Source organism: Phaeobacter sp. CAU 1743 (assembly GCF_039839315.1).
GTDB lineage: Bacteria > Pseudomonadota > Alphaproteobacteria > Rhodobacterales > Rhodobacteraceae > Phycobacter > Phycobacter gallaeciensis_A.
Genome location: NZ_JBDOQR010000010.1, coordinates 43,622 through 58,968, shown reverse-complemented (window position 1 = coordinate 58,968; position 15,347 = coordinate 43,622). Strand labels below are relative to the sequence as shown.

Annotated in this window: 12 protein-coding genes; 6 read left to right on the top strand and 6 right to left on the bottom strand. The window is 61.6% G+C overall.

The annotated features are described in order from the left end of the window. Window positions 1–33 precede the first annotated feature (33 nt). On the bottom strand, window positions 34–522 hold the full coding sequence (locus tag AAFO90_RS06115; RefSeq protein WP_347508858.1) for a hypothetical protein: 489 nt from the start codon (window positions 520–522) through the stop codon (window positions 34–36). Between the two features lie 93 nt (window positions 523–615). Between AAFO90_RS06115 and moaA the strand changes: the two genes are divergently transcribed. Genes moaA through AAFO90_RS06100 form a run of 3 tightly spaced genes read left to right on the top strand, consistent with a single transcriptional unit; the run spans window position 616 to window position 4,001 of the window. Next, complete coding sequence (gene moaA / locus AAFO90_RS06110; RefSeq protein WP_065273102.1) at window positions 616–1,623, top strand: GTP 3',8-cyclase MoaA; 1,008 nt, start codon at window positions 616–618, stop codon at window positions 1,621–1,623. A 1-nt stretch (window position 1,624) separates the two neighbouring features. Beyond that, a complete protein-coding gene (locus tag AAFO90_RS06105) occupies window positions 1,625–2,965 on the top strand; it encodes a 3-deoxy-D-manno-octulosonic acid transferase (protein ID WP_347508857.1) in 1,341 nt (446 codons plus the stop codon). After that, window positions 2,958–4,001, top strand: coding sequence for a glycosyltransferase family 4 protein (locus AAFO90_RS06100; protein ID WP_347508856.1), 1,044 nt, complete (start codon window positions 2,958–2,960; stop codon window positions 3,999–4,001). The genes AAFO90_RS06105 and AAFO90_RS06100 overlap by 8 nt, the downstream gene beginning before the upstream one ends. A 58-nt stretch (window positions 4,002–4,059) precedes the next feature. On the opposite strand, the gene AAFO90_RS06095 is transcribed toward AAFO90_RS06100, so the two are convergent. From AAFO90_RS06095 to AAFO90_RS06075, 5 genes are all read right to left on the bottom strand, one after another. Continuing rightward, a complete protein-coding gene (locus AAFO90_RS06095) occupies window positions 4,060–5,223 on the bottom strand; it encodes a M20 aminoacylase family protein (RefSeq protein WP_065273099.1) in 1,164 nt (387 codons plus the stop codon). A 96-nt stretch (window positions 5,224–5,319) separates the two neighbouring features. Next, window positions 5,320–6,480 carry a M20 aminoacylase family protein gene (locus AAFO90_RS06090; RefSeq protein ID WP_347508855.1) on the bottom strand — a complete coding sequence of 387 codons (1,161 nt, stop codon included), beginning with the start codon at window positions 6,478–6,480 and terminating at the stop codon, window positions 5,320–5,322. A gap of 11 nt (window positions 6,481–6,491) precedes the next feature. Next, a complete protein-coding gene (locus tag AAFO90_RS06085) occupies window positions 6,492–7,658 on the bottom strand; it encodes a M20 aminoacylase family protein (RefSeq protein ID WP_274836721.1) in 1,167 nt (388 codons plus the stop codon). A 341-nt stretch (window positions 7,659–7,999) separates the two neighbouring features. After that, window positions 8,000–9,166, bottom strand: coding sequence for an acetylornithine deacetylase (gene argE / locus AAFO90_RS06080; protein WP_274868097.1), 1,167 nt, complete (start codon window positions 9,164–9,166; stop codon window positions 8,000–8,002). Window positions 9,167–9,170: 4 nt separating this feature from the next. Further along, a complete protein-coding gene (locus tag AAFO90_RS06075) occupies window positions 9,171–10,991 on the bottom strand; it encodes an ABC transporter ATP-binding protein (protein ID WP_065273095.1) in 1,821 nt (606 codons plus the stop codon). Window positions 10,992–11,352: 361 nt separating this feature from the next. Between AAFO90_RS06075 and AAFO90_RS06070 the strand changes: the two genes are divergently transcribed. The 3 genes from AAFO90_RS06070 to AAFO90_RS06060 all read left to right on the top strand — a co-directional run bounded on the left by AAFO90_RS06070 (window position 11,353) and on the right by AAFO90_RS06060 (window position 15,114). Then, window positions 11,353–13,053: a peptide ABC transporter substrate-binding protein gene (locus AAFO90_RS06070; RefSeq protein WP_065273094.1), complete on the top strand. Its 1,701-nt coding sequence runs from the start codon at window positions 11,353–11,355 to the stop codon at window positions 13,051–13,053. Between the two features lie 149 nt (window positions 13,054–13,202). Continuing rightward, the gene (locus AAFO90_RS06065) at window positions 13,203–14,210 is read left to right on the top strand and encodes an ABC transporter permease (RefSeq protein WP_274828840.1); all 1,008 of its coding nucleotides are present in this window, start codon (window positions 13,203–13,205) and stop codon (window positions 14,208–14,210) included. Then, entirely contained in the window at window positions 14,203–15,114 is a 912-nt protein-coding gene (locus AAFO90_RS06060; protein ID WP_274828842.1) for an ABC transporter permease, read from the top strand. The genes AAFO90_RS06065 and AAFO90_RS06060 overlap by 8 nt, the downstream gene beginning before the upstream one ends. The last annotated feature ends 233 nt before the right edge of the window (window positions 15,115–15,347 follow it).

Genomic DNA, 15,347 nt, shown 5'->3' with positions numbered 1-15,347 from the left:
TCCACGGGTTTAGTTCACCGGTCAGTTGGCCCGTCAGTTGGCCGGGCGCACCTGTAGCTCAACCAGCTCGGTCAAAGGCAAACCAAGCGCCCGCATTGCAGCGATGGACACCCGGGCGCTGCCCCCGTTTGCCGCCGGTTTCAACGTGACCTGCACTTCGGCGCCGCTGGCGCTGCGCAATACCGCCTGTTGCTCGGCCCCGACCAGAGAGGTCTCCATCCACAGTCCCGGAACCGAGGGATCCCCCAGCGAGGCGACCACCTGCTCGGTGCCGGTGAAGATCGAGGACGCCGCAGGCGCCTCAGCCTCGGCAACCATGTCCTTCTCCACATCCTCCGGCACCGCCAGAGCGCCTCCGGTTGCATCCAGCGGAGCGCCGGTCACGGGCTCTGCGGCAGGCACCGGGGCGCTGCTGGCGGCCTGCCCGCGCAGGTCTGGAAAGTCGAGGTTCCCGCAACCGGCGAGCAGAAGCAGGGACAGGGACAATGGCAGGGCGGTGGAGCATGAGATTGTGATACGCATGGCCGCAAATCTATTGGCGCACACAGATCTTTACCAGCAGGAAAATGCACTCCCCTCTTGTCGCAGGCAAGGCGCCGCTTTACCTATGCAGTCATGACTGCTCCGCTGATCGATCCCTTCGCCCGCGCCATCACCTACCTGCGCGTCTCGGTTACTGACCGTTGTGACTTCCGCTGCGTCTATTGCATGTCGGAAAACATGACCTTTCTGCCCAAGAAAGAACTGCTGACGCTGGAGGAACTGGACCGGCTGTGTTCGACCTTTGTCGGCATGGGCGTGGAAAAGCTACGCATCACCGGCGGTGAGCCTCTGGTGCGGCGCGATATCATGACCTTTTTCCGCGGCATGACCCGGCATCTGGACAGCGGCGCGCTCAAGGAGCTGACGCTGACCACCAACGGCTCGCAGCTGGAGAAATACGCCCAGGATCTGTTTGATGCCGGGGTACGCCGGGTCAATATCTCGCTTGATACGCTTGACGAGCAGAAATTCGCGGCAGTCACCCGCTGGGGCCGCCTTCCGCAGGTCATGCGTGGCATCGATGCGGCGCAAAAGGCGGGCCTCAGGGTCAAGATCAACGCGGTGGCGCTGAAAGGTTTTAACGAACCGGAGCTGCCCGAGATCACCCGCTGGTGCGCCTCGCGCGATATTGATCTCACGTGGATCGAGGTCATGCCCATGGGCGATATCGGCAATGAGGACCGCCTGGACCAATACTGGTCGCTCAAGGACGTGCGGCGCGAATACGAAAATCACTATACCGTGACCGATCTGGCGGAACGCAGCGGCGGCCCGGCCCGCTATGTGCGGCTGGAAGAGACCGGTCAGAAGATCGGTTTCATCACCCCGCTCAGCCATAATTTCTGCGAAAGCTGTAACCGGGTGCGCCTGACCTGCACCGGCGAGCTTTACATGTGCCTGGGTCAGGAAGACATGGCCGATCTGCGCGCGCCCCTGCGCGACCACCCGGACAGCGAGGCCCCGCTCGAAGAGGCGATCCGCGCCGCGATCAACCTCAAACCCAAGGGCCATGATTTCGATTACTCCCGGCAGACGCCCGGCGGCCAGATGTCCCGCCACATGAGCCACACCGGCGGCTGAGATGACCAGCCAAGGTTCTGGCGGCAAGGCGACGGCTCTGTTTCACGCCTACCGGGCCGTCACCGCGCTGATTGCGCCCTTTGCCTACCGCAAGGTTGCCGCAAAACTGGCGGCGCAGGGTGTGTCCCCGCAGCGCCAGCGCGAGCGTCTGGGCCATGCCAGCGTGTCGCGCCCCACCCTGCCCTCCGGTGCGCCGCTGATCTGGTTTCACGGCGCCTCGGTCGGGGAGAGCCTGGCCGCGATCACCCTGATCAACCGGCTCGCGGAAAAACGCAGCGACGCGCGCTTCCTTCTGACCTCGGGCACCGCCACCTCGGCTGCGGTGGCTGAAAAGCGGCTGCCAAAGGGCGCGATACATCAGTTCGCCCCACTGGATGCGGCCGGACCGGTGCGCAGGTTCCTCGATCACTGGCGGCCCGATGCGGGGGTCTTCGTCGAAAGCGAACTCTGGCCTGTCACCCTCAGCGCCGCTCATAAGCGCGGAACCCGGCTGGCGCTGGTCAATGCCCGCCTGTCCGACCGCTCGGTCCGCAGCTGGCAGAAACGCGCCGCTACCGCCCGTTTCATCCTGTCGCGTTTCGATCTGCTGCTAAGCCAGAACGATCATATGGCACAGAACCTGATCACGCTTGGCGCCGATACCGCGCGGGTGCAGCCCGGCGGCAACCTCAAGGCCGGGGCTGCCGCCCTGCCGGTTGATGCAGCGGCGCTGGAGGCGCTGCGATCCGAGGTCGGCGCGCGGCCGGTGTGGATTGCCTCATCGACCCACGACGGCGAGGAAGAGACTATTCTTGCTGCGCATCGCACCCTGCTGGACCGTTTTCCCGACTTGTGCCTGGTGCTGATCCCGCGCCATCCGGAACGCAGTGACAAGGTTGCCGAACTCATCCGCGACGCCGAGTTGACCTTCGCGCGGCGCAGCAAGGGAGAAGCGATCACCCCGCGGACGCAGGTCTATCTGGCCGACACGCTGGGCGAGCTGGGCACATTCTACGCGCTGTCTCCGTTGGTGTTTCTGGGAGGCTCTCTGCGGCCCATTGGCGGGCATAATCCCTTTGAAGTGGCACAGGCAGGCGCCGCCGTGATCACCGGTCCCGGCACCAGTAATTTCACCGAGACCTTCCCGCCGCTGATCGCCGCTGGCGGTGCGGTTGAAGTGCAGGACGCACCCGGACTTGCGCATGCCGTACAGCACTGGCTGGAAGAGCCCGAAGCTCTGCACGCTGCCTGCACGGCTGCCTCCAGCTTTGCCAGATCACAAGCGCAGGAGCTGGATGGCGTGGCGGATCTTCTGATCGACCGGCTGCGGCTTGGGGCCAAAGGGACACATCCCGATGCCTGAACTCTTCGTCACCAATTTCAACCGTAATTTCACCGGGGTTTCGGCCACCGCCGCCAATGTGATCCGCCAGCAGGCAAACACCCATGATCTGCGGCTGGTGGGTCGCCCCCTGCCCGGCTGCCCGGCCCCGGTTACCACGGCCGAGGCGCGGCGCCTGTGCAGAAACGCCCCGGACGGCAAACCCTTCGCCATCTGGCACGTGCGACGCAATACGGAAATGCGCGCGGCGATCTGGGCGCGGGATGTGCTGCGCCTTCCGATCCGCATCGTCTTTACCTCGGCGGCGCAGCGGCGGCATTCGGCCCTGCCGCGCTGGCTGATCAGCCGGATGGATGCGGTGGTGGCGACCACGGACAAGGCTGCTGAATTCGTACCGCACGTGCGCGCGGTGGTGCCGCATGGGGTAGACACCGATCTGTTCCAGCCAGCAGACAACCGCGACACCGCCTGGGCGGCGCTGGGATATGGCGGAACCCGCGGCATCGCTACGATTGGCCGTATCCGCCCGGAAAAGGGCACCGATATTTTTGTCGATGCGATGATCGACCTCTTGCCCACCCTGCCCGGCGCGGTCGCGCTGGTGATTGGCCGTGCCGCGCGCGAACATCAGGGATTTCTAAAGGATCTGAAATCCCGCATCGCTGCTGCGGGTCTAGGTGATCGTATCCTGTTTCCCGGCGAAATCCCCGCCGCAGATCTGCCGCCGCTGATGCGGGCGTTGTCACTGGTGATGCAACTGCCCCGCTACGAAGGCTATGGCATGGCTCCGCTGGAAGGTATGGCCAGCGGCGTGCCCTTTGTGGGGGCCGAGGCTGGATACTACCGCGCCTTTTCGGCCCAGGGCAAAAGCGGCGTGATCGTACCGCTTGAGGCCGCGCAAGCCGGAGCCGAAGCTGCCCGCGCGATCCTAAGCGATCCGGCGCGCCATGCGCAGATGGCACGGGATGCCCGCGACATCGCCCTGCACAGTTTCAGCGCCCGGACTGAAGCAGATGGGATCGAGGCGGTCTATCAGGCGCTCTGGTCCGAAGGCTGAACATGAAAAAGGCCCGACGATCTGACGGGCCTTCTTCTTTCAAAAATCTCAGCCTCTATCAGGCGGCGGGCATGCGCTGCTCGACGATACCGGCCCACCAGCTGCAACCAGCCGGAATGGCCTCGTCGTTGAAGTTGTATTCCGGGTGGTGCACATCGGCGCTGTCGCCGTTGCCAACCAGGATATAGGCGCCGGGACGCTCTTCCAGCATATAGGCGAAGTCTTCGCCGCCCATGACCAGCGGCGCTTCATCGCAGTTGCCGGAGATATCGGACGCAACCTTGGCTGCGAATTCGGTCTGCTCTTCGTGGTTCACCATGACCGGATAACCGCGGTTGTAGGTGACGTCGGCCGTGCCGCCAAAGGTCGCTGCAACGCCTGCGCAGATTTCCTTGATCCGCTTTTCGGCCAGATCGCGCATCTCTTTCGACATGGTGCGCACGGTGCCTTTGATCTGAACCCGCTGCGGGATCACGTTGAATGCCTTGGAAGAGGTCTCGAATGAGGTCACCGAGACAACCACGCGATCCACCGGATCGGCATTGCGCGATGCGATGGTCTGCAGCGCCAGAACCGCCTGAGCGGTCATCACGGTGGTGTCGATGGTCTCATGCGGTTTCGCCGCATGGCCGCCGCGTCCCTCAAACGTGATGTCAAAGGTGTCGGTCGCGGCAAAAAAGGCACCGGGGCGGATCGAGAAGCTGCCGATCGGTTTACCCGGCCAGTTGTGCATGCCGTAGACTTCCTGGATGTTCCAGCGCTCCATCATGCCGTCGTCGCACATCTCCTTGCCGCCGCCGCCGCCTTCTTCGGCGGGCTGGAAGATCACCACAACGGTGCCATCAAAGTTGCGGGTCTCGGACAGGTATTTGGCAGCGCCCAGCAGCATCGCGGTGTGGCCGTCATGGCCGCAGGCGTGCATGGCATTGGCGGTTTTGGAGGCATACTCAAGCCCGGTCTGCTCGTGGATCGGCAGCGCGTCCATATCGGCGCGCAACCCGATGACCTTGCCCGAGGTGTCGGACTTGCCCTTGATCACGCCGACAACGCCGGTGCGGCCGATGCCGGTGACGATCTCGTCGCAGCCGAATTCCTTCAGCTTGTCTGCCACCAGCGCCGAAGTGCGGTGGGTTTCGAACAGGATTTCGGGGTTCTCGTGAAGATCACGGCGCCAGGCGGTGATTTCCTCCTGAAGCTCGGCAAAACGGTTCTTGACCGGCATAGTGTCACTCCTTGTTTTTATCATGTGCGGCGCCACATGCGCCGCCGGGTTTGCTGTCGCAGGCGCTATAGGCACCAGCGAGGGTCCGCGGCCGGATCAGGCCGCGGGCATTCTGCCTTCGACGATTTCCGCAAACCAGCTGATGCCGGCCGGGATAATCTCGTCGTTGAAATCGTATTCGGGGTGATGCAGGCCCGCGCTGGGGCCGTTGCCCAGACGGATCATCGCCCCGGGGCGCTCCTGTAGCATAAAGGAAAAGTCCTCACCGCCCATCAGGATCGGCACATCCTCGCAGATACCAACCGCCTGCGCCGCAGCGCGGGCGTATTCCGTGGCCGCATCATCGTTGATGGTAACCGGCACGCCGATGCGCATTTCCAGCTCGACCGAGCCGCCAAAGGTCTGCGCCACGCCTTCAGCGATTTCCTTGATCCGCTTTGGGATCATCGCGCGCACGTCTTCGGAGTGGGTGCGGATGGTGCCGCGGACCTCTGCCTTGTCGGGGATCACGTTGAACGCCTTGGAAGATGTCTCGGCGCTGGTCAGCGACATTACCGCCTTCTCCACCGGATCCATGTTGCGCGACACGATGGTCTGTAACGCGGTGATCATATGGCACATCATCACCGTGGTATCGACGGTCATGTTGGGTTTGGCGCCGTGGCCGCCGCGCCCGCTCAGATGCAGGGTGAATTCGTCGACCGAGGCCAGGATCGGCCCGGGACGGATGGCAAATGTGCCTGCCTCGATACCGGGGCTGTTGTGGATTGCATAGACTTCGTCGATGCCGAAACGCTCCATCATCCCGTCCTTGACCATGGCCTCGCCGCCATTGCCGCCTTCTTCGGCGGGCTGGAAGATCATCACGGCGGTACCATCGAAATTGCGGGTCTCCGCGAGGTATTTGGCTGCCCCCAGCAGCATTGCGGTGTGACCGTCATGTCCGCAGGCGTGCATCGCGTTGGGGATCTTGGAGGCATGCGGCAGGCCGGTCTGTTCCTGCATTGGCAGCGCGTCCATATCGGCGCGCAGACCGATGGCACGCCCCTTGCTGTCGCTCTTGCCCCGGATCACCGCAACGACGCCGGTGCGACCGATCCCGGTCACGACCTCATCACAGCCAAAGCTTTTCAGCTTTTCCGCCACCAGGGCAGAGGTGCGGTGAGTGTCATAAAGGATCTCGGGGTTTTCGTGGATGTCGCGGCGCCAGGCTGCGACCTCTTTCTGAAACTCTGCGGCGCGGTTCTTGACTGGCATTCTCGATCTCCTCAGGCGGCGGGCATACGTCGTTCGACCAGTTCGGCGAACCAACTGCACCCCAGCGGGATGGCATTGTCGTCAAACACATAGGCCGGGTGGTGGCACATGGCGGTGTCGCCATTGCCGAGGAACATATAGGCGCCGGGGCGCTCCTCCAGCATATAGGCGAAGTCCTCGGACGGCATGATCGGGTCGGTGTTGTCGACCACATCGGCAGAGACTGCACGGGCAGCTTCGACGGCGTAACCTGTCTCTTCCTCGGTGTTGATGGTGACGGGATAGCCCGGCGACCATTCGACCTTTGCCTCGGCGCCATAGGCGGCAGCGACGTTTTCCGCGATCTGGCGAACCCAGCCTTCGGCCTGCTGACGGTACTCGGTATCCAGAGTGCGCACGGTGCCCTGCAGACGGGCGGAATGCGCAATCACGTTGGAGGCGGTGCTGTCGGTTTCAAAGGTGCCGACGGTCAGGACCACGCGTTTCACCGGGTTCACATTGCGCGACACGATGGAATGCAGCGACACCACGATCTGCGACGCCACCAAAGTCGTGTCGATGGCATCATGCGGCGCCGCCGCATGGCCGCCCTTGCCGGTCACGGTGATTTCGAATTCATCCGAGGACGCCAGCAGCGCCCCGGGGCGGATAGCAAACTGCCCGACAGGCAGGCCCGGCATATTGTGGAGACCATAGACTTCCTGAATACCCCAGCGCTCCATCAGCCCGTCATCGCACATCGCCTTGCCGCCAGCGCCACCTTCTTCGGCAGGCTGGAAGATCAGCACGACCTTGCCATCAAAGTTGCGCGTCTCGGACAGGTATTTCGCCGCCCCCAGCAGGATCGAGGTGTGACCATCGTGGCCACAGGCGTGCATCACGCCCGGCGTTTTAGAGGCATAGTCGACACCCGAGGCTTCGGTGATGGGCAGCGCATCCATGTCGGCGCGCAATCCGATGACCCGGCCCGAGGTGTTGGTCTTGCCTTCGATCACCGCGACGACGCCAGTGCGGCCGATGCCGGTGGTGATATCGGTGAGACCGAATTCCTTCAGCCGTTCCTCCACAAATCCGGCGGTCTTGTGAACCTCGTACATCAGTTCCGGATTCTCATGCAGGTGGCGGCGCCATTTGGTGATTTCATCCTGCAGATCGGCAAAACGGTTTTTGACTGGCATCCTGTTCCTCTTGCGTTGTGCCCGCACGGCTGCGGTTCCGGGGCACTGTCAGTCAATTAAGTTGCGTTAGCAAGTATCACAAGCAGACGAGCTGCCATGCAAAACGCGTCAAAGCGAACCAATTTTGGCCTCCGAAACTTCGCCCCCATTAAATCAATGACTTAACCCGAACCAATTTGCAGATTTGCACTACTGCATTGGTTCGCCCCCGCAAAAATATTTGTATTTGCACAAAATAGCGGCCCAAGGAGTGGGCTAATGAAAACGGGCTGCATCGCCCTGCGATACAGCCCGTCCGTGTTCAGAATATGCATCAAGCGCCCAAGCACCGGGCCCTTGGATCAGGCCGCCAGCCGGTCCACCAACTGCCGCATGAAATCGTGACCGGCGTTGAACTGAGCGACGGTGATGAATTCATTCGGCTGGTGCGCCTGGGCAATATCGCCGGGGCCACAGATGACTGCGGAATAGCCCGCTTCCTGGAATTGCCCCGCTTCGGTGCCATAGCTGACCACGTGGGTGCCATTGTCCCCAGTGATCATCCGCACCAGTGTTTCCGCTGCGCCCTCCTGTTCGGGGACGAGACCCGGAACGTTGAACTTCTTTTCGATCTCGATTCGCGCCTCCGGATGCACCGCCTGCATCTCGGCTTCGATGCGGCGCACCTCGGCCAAATAAGCCTCTTCCCAATCGGCCGCGTTTTCGCCGGGCACCACGCGGAAATCCATCACGAACCGGCAATCCTTGGCGGTGATGTTATGAGCCGTGCCACCTTCGATCATGCCGACGTGGCAGGTGGTATAGGGCGGCGTGAACATCGCCGGGATCTCCTCCGGCTCGGCAGCCGCATTTTCCGCATTACGGTGGTTAGCCCAGTCGATCAACCGCGCCCCCTGCATCACCGCGCTGACCCCGGTGTGCATCAGCGAGCTGTGCACCTCAAAACCGATCAGATGCGTGTCATAGCCGATACCGCCCTTGTGGCCGGTCACCGCCTTCATCATCGACGGCTCGCCGACGATGACCGCGCCGCCCTTGGGCAGCACGGGTTGCATCGCTTCGATCATCGGCGGGGCGCCGGTACAGCCAATTTCCTCGTCAAAGGACAGCGCCAGTTGCAACGGACGGTTGACGCCGCGGCGGTGCGCCTCGACCAGCGCCCAGATCGCCAGCGCGTCGAAGCCTTTCATGTCACAGCAGCCGCGCCCGTAGTATTTGCCGTCACGCTCCACCACGGTGAAAGGATCGCTGTCCCAGGGCTGGCCGTCGACCGGCACCACATCGGTATGGCCGGACAGGACCACCGCCCCTTCGACCATCGGTCCGGCATGGGCAAAGACTGCAGCCTTGTGAGGCTGATCGGGATCGACCCAGCGGTGCGGCGTGATGCCATGGCTGCTCAGGTACTCTTCGACCCATTCGACCAGCGGCAGATTCGTGTCCCGGCTGACGGTGGGAAAGGAAACCAGTTTCTCCATCAGCTCCAGCGGCGTCAGAATATCAGCCACAGGATCAATACCCACTGTCGGTGGTCAGAACGAAATGGCCCGGCTCAAGCTCAAGGTACTCTGACGGCTCCGGCTTGTAATCCGTGCCGTGAATGGGCGAGGGAATCGGTTTGAAGTTCAGATCTTTCTCGCTCTTACGCTTGCGCGGATCGGCGATAGGCACGGCCTTCATCAGCGCCTGGGTATAGGCGTGCAGCGGGTTGGCAAAGACGCGGTCGCGCGGGCCGATTTCAACGATCCGGCCCAGATACATCACGCCCACCTGATGGCTGACGCGTTCGACGACGGCCATGTCGTGGCTGATGAACAAGAAGGACAGCCCCAATTCGGCCTGCAGTTCCATCATCAGGTTCAGAACCTGCGCCTGCACCGACACGTCCAGCGCCGAGACCGCCTCGTCCGCGACGATCAGCTTGGGATTGAGCGCCAGCGCCCGGGCAATGGCGATCCGCTGCCGCTGACCACCGGACATTTCATGCGGATAGCGGCGCATGAAACTGCGCGGCAGGTGCACACGGTCGAACAGCGAGGCAACGCGATCCTGCAGTTCCGAGCCCGAGGCGAGCCCGTAGTTGCGCATCGGTTCAGCCACCTGATCCAAGAGCTGCATCTGCGGATTGAGCGAGGCAAAGGGATCCTGGAAGATCATCTGCATGTCGAGACGCGCCTTGTGCATCTGCGAGTTGCTGAGCCCCAGAATATCGCGCCCCTCGAAATTTACCTGCCCCGACATGGGTTCGACCAGACGGAGAATCGAGCGTCCGGCGCTGGATTTACCACAACCGGATTCGCCGACCAGCGACAGGGTCTGGCCCTTGAACACCTTGAACGAGACGTCCTCGACCGCGTGCACGTTGGCAACGGTACGGCGCAGCACCCCGCCTTTGACCGGGAAACGGGTGGTCAGGTTCTTAACCTCAAGAAGCACCTCATCGGTGCCCTTGATCGGTTCGATCTTCTGGTCCTCGACGCCCATCAGTTTCATCGGTTCGGGGTAGTCCTTACCGATCATTTCGCCCAGTTTTGGCACGGCGGCCAGCAGGGCGCGGGTATAGTCGTGCTGCGGGTTTTCAAAGATCTCGGTGACGGTGCCTTCTTCGACCTTGTTGCCACGGAACATAACCACCACGCGGTCCGCCATTTGCGCCACAACCGCCATATCGTGGGTGATGAACATCACTGCAGTGCCGGTTTCCCGCTTCAGCCGGTCCATCAGGGCCAGAATTTCGGCCTGAATGGTCACATCAAGCGCGGTGGTCGGCTCATCCGCAATCAGAAGGCGCGGCTCACAGGCCATCGCCATCGCGATCACCACACGCTGACGCATACCGCCGGACAGCTCATGCGGGTATTGCTTCAGGCGCCGCTCGGGTTCGGGGATGCGCACCTGACGCAAAAGTTCCAGCGCCCGCTCTTCTGCCTGTTTTTTAGTCATGTTCTTGTGGATGCGCAGACCTTCGGTCAGTTGGCGCCCCACAGTGAACACCGGATTGAGCGCAGTCATCGGCTCCTGGAAGATCATTCCGATCTCGTTGCCGCGAATCTGCTTCATCATCTCCTGTTCGGCCTTGGCCAGGTCGGTGGTTTCACCTCCACGGCCATTGAACAGCAGTTCCCCACCCGCGATTTCGCCGCCGCCGAACTCGACGAGACGCATCAGGGAAAGGGAAGAAACCGATTTCCCCGAGCCGGATTCGCCCACGATACAAACGGTTTCGCCCGGGTTGACGTCAAACGAGACATCCTCAACCCCGACGACCGGGCCGTCCTTGGTCTGAAATTCGACCCGCAAGCCCTTAATTTGTGCAATTGGTTGGTCCAGCACCCCAGTCGTCCCCTTATCGGTAAATCGTTATCCGCTGCATCGTTGGCAGTCTTTCAAGGCCGAGATGTAAGCTGATCATTGAAGCTTCGTCAAACCAATGGGCGGCGTTAAGCGAAATTTTGGATCCGAAGGCTTGCAATTTCCGCAAACTCTGTTTCGATACCTCCCAGTGTCTGCCCGGGCAATCTGGCGCGCAGGACCGGCCATGGCCGAAGCTGGCGCATTAGATTTCAATCGTTTAACGCGTGGGGCGGAACGACAAACCATCCGCAATCTTGCGGCAACAGGCTGGGCCACGCATCGCCCGGCCGCAAAAAGACACAAGAACACCGTTTCTGTGTTCGACAAGGAGAGTGTGAAAATGAAACTCAAGACCCTTTTGATGGGGGCTATTGCTTCTGCAGCGCTTGCTCCGGCAGCGTTTGCCGAGCGCGGCGCCGACGGTCAGGTGAACATCATCTACTGGCAGGCGCCCTCGATCATGAACCCGTTCCTGTCGGGCGGCACCAAAGACGTTGAAGCCTCCTCGCTGGTCATCGAACCTCTGGCGCGCTACGACCCCAACGGTGCAATGGTTCCCTTCCTGGCCGAAGAGATCCCGACCGTCGCCAATGGCGGTGTGAGCGAAGACCTGACTTCCATCACCTGGAAGATCAAGGCGGGCCTCACCTGGTCTGATGGCACACCCTTCACCTCCAAAGACGTGAAGTTCACCTACGACTACTGCACCCATCCCGAAGGCGGCTGCGCGCAGGTCACCAAATTCGAAGGCGTGACCTCGGTCGAAACCCCCGACGATCTGACCGTCAAGGTCACTTTCGAAGGCCCGACCCCCTTCCCTTACGGCCCCTTCGTTGGCGGTGAAAGCCCGATCATCCAGGCCGCTCAGTTCGCCGAATGCCTGGGCGCCAAAGCCCCCGAGTGCACCGAGGCCAACTTCAGCCCGATCGGCACCGGTCCCTTCGTGGTCGATGAGTTCAAACCGAACGACGTGATCACCCTGTCTGCCAACCCGAACTACCGTGACCCGGCCAAACCGGCCTTCGCCAAGGTGCTGTTCAAAGGTGGCGGCGACGCAACCGCGGCCGGTCGTGCCGTGATGGAAACCGGCGAATTCGATTACGCCTGGAACCTGCAGCTGGCACCCGATGTGATTGCCCAGATGGAAGCAGGCGGCAAAGGCGTTGCTGTGGCAGGCTTTGGCCCGCTGGTTGAGCGCATCATGCTGAACAACACCAACCCTGATCCGGCGCTTGGCCCGGACGAGCGTTCGGTTGTACGCCCGCACCCCTTCCTGAGCGATCCTGCGGTTTACAAAGCCATGTCCATGGCGATCGACCGCCCGCTGCTGGTTGAAATCGGTTACGGCAAAGCCGGTAAAGTGACCTGTAACTGGGTTCCCGCACCTGCCGTATACGCAGCAGATATTGCTGGCTGTGACGTTCAGGACATCGCTGGCGCCAACAAGATGCTGGACGAAGCAGGCTACAAAGACACCAACGGTGACGGCGTTCGCGAAACTCCGGATGGCAAGCCGATGAAGGTTCTGTACCAGACTTCGACCAACGCCGTGCGTCAGGACTTCCAGGCCCTGATCAAACAGTGGTGGAGCGAGATCGGTATCGAAACCGAACTGCGTAACGTCAACGCATCCGTCTTCTTCGGTGGCGACCCGGGTTCCCCGGACACCTTCCAGAAGTTCTACGCGGACGTGGAAATGTACGCCAACACCTTCAACGGCACCGACCCGCAGTCCTACTTCGGCAACGGCCTGTGCGACAAGGCACCGACTCCGGCATCCCAGTGGCAGGGTGAGAACATCTCCCGCTTCTGTGACGAAGAGTTCGACGCTCTGCACGCTGAGCTGACCAAGACTGCCGATGCAGGCAAGCGCGCCGAAATCGGTCAGCAGCTGAACACGATGATCTTCGAAAAAGGTGGCATGATCCCGCTGGTTCACCGTGGTCGTCTGTCCGGTCAATCCAACACCCTGGGTGGCCACGTCCTGAACGTCTGGGACAGCGAACTCTGGGATGCGGCTGACTGGTACCGCATCAAGTAAGGCAGGCTAGCCTCTCCTGAGGCCCCGGTGTTCCACCGGGGCCTCTTGCCATTTACGCCCAGATCCGCTTTAGCGCGCGGGCATAATGGACCCGAGGCCTCCGGCCCTGCTTCCTAATTCTGAAATCGAACATCAAAGGCGCCCACCTGATGCTGACCTTTACAATCAGGCGACTGATCCTATCGGTTCCGACGCTGCTGTTCATCAGCCTCGTGATTTTCCTGCTGCTGGAGCTCGCCCCTGGCGATCCCATGGCGCAGGTCCCGCTGACCGTCCCCCCCGAAGTAAAAGAAAAGATGCGCGAGGCCCTTGGCCTTGGCCAACCCGCCCATATCCGGTTCTGGAAGTGGCTTGTGCAGTTCTTCTGGATCGAGCCGCAGGTCATGATTGACTACTACTTCGGCTCCAATTTTTCCGAAGGCGATCTGCGCGTGATCTCCTGGCAGACCCGCTCGCCCGTCATGGACATCGTGATCCAGCGTATGCCGCAGACCCTGTGGGTTGTCGGTACCGCCTATGTGGTTGCAATCCTGATCGCCCTGCCCATCGGGATCTACTCGGCCTACCGCCAATACAGCTGGTTCGACCAGATGGGCACCTTCGTGTCCATGGTCGGCTTCTCCGTGCCGCCGTTCTTCTCCGGCGTGCTGGTCATCGTTATCTTCTCGGTGCAGCTTGGATGGTTCCCGTCGATCTATGACACCACCTTGGTCGTTGACAGCTGGGACGCCTTCGTCAAACAGCTGCAACAGATGATCATGCCTGTAATGGTGCTGGCCCTGCAGATCACCGCCCAGCTGAGCCGCTTCATGCGGGCCTCGATGCTGGACAACCTCAATCAAGACTACGTGCGCACCGCCCGTGCCAAGGGTCTGAGCGAATATACCGTGGTCATGGTGCACGTGCTGCGCAACTCGATGATCCCGGTTGTCACTGTGATCGCACTGGGGATCCCAGCGATCTTCGGCGGCGCCATCATCACCGAGCAGGTGTTCAAGGTGAACGGAATCGGTCAGCTACTGATCGGCGCCATTCAGGCCAACGACCTGCCGATGGTGCAGACCCTGACCTTCATCTTCGCGGTGCTGATCGTGATGTTCAATCTGATCGCCGACGTACTGTACGGCATTCTTGACCCAAGGATCCGCTATGACTGAGCTGAGCAATCCTGTCCCGAGCAACCCGCCGCGCAGCCAATGGCTGGACGTGTGGGATCAGTTCAAATCTCACCGTGGCGCCCTGATGGGCGGGGCGCTGTTCCTGTTCATCATTCTGGCCGTGTATCTAGGCCCCATGTTCTGGGATATCGAAGCCACCAGGATCGATATCCGCGCGCGGAACCAGGGTCCAAGCTGGGCGCATCCCTTCGGCACCGACCAATTGGGCCGCGATATGCTGGCCCGGATGATGGCCGGTGGATCGACCTCCGTTTCGGTGGGTCTGACGGCCATGCTGCTGGCGCTGTTCCTGGGCTCCTTCGTGGGTGTTGTCGCGGGCTTTTTCAAAAAGCTCGACGGGCCGCTGATGCGTCTCACCGACCTGTTCCTTGCGCTGCCCCTGCTGCCGCTTCTGCTGGTGATGATGCTGTTGTTCCGCGAACCGCTGAACGCGGCCTTTGGCCCCGAACAGGGGATCTTCATCCTGATCGTGACCTCGATCGGCGTGACCAGCTGGATGCCCACGGCACGGATCGTGCGCGGCGATGTGCTGGCCATCAAGGAACGTGAATTCGTTCTGGCGGCCCGCTCCATCGGTACCTCGGATGGCAAGCTTATCACCCGACACATCCTGCCGAACGTCCTGTCGCCGATCATGGTCTCCGCGACGCTGGGGATCGCCACCGCGATCATCACCGAAAGCTCGCTGTCGTTCCTTGGTCTTGGCTTCCCGCCGGACTTCCCAACCTGGGGCCGTCTGCTGTTTGATGCCACCGACTATCTGCAGCAGTACCCTGAGCGCGTGTTCTGGCCCGGTATGGCGATCTCGCTGACCGTTCTCAGCGTCAACTATCTGGGTGACGGCCTGCGTGATGCGCTGGATCCGCGTATCCGGGGCCGCTAAGCCGCAAGCCAGATGGGACACACCCGCACATATTCAAATAAGAACATAACCACCGGCCGCCCCAACAGGGCGGCCGGTTTGTTTTGGGGCACCCCGCCCCATCTGGATTCATTTTCTGCCAGCCCTCCGCTACCGGGAACTTTGTCCTGCAGATACCCGTCGACAACTGGCATACTGGCCTTGCTCGCTTGGATATTTCGCGCCATTTCGGGAAAAAGTTCCGATTTCCGGTA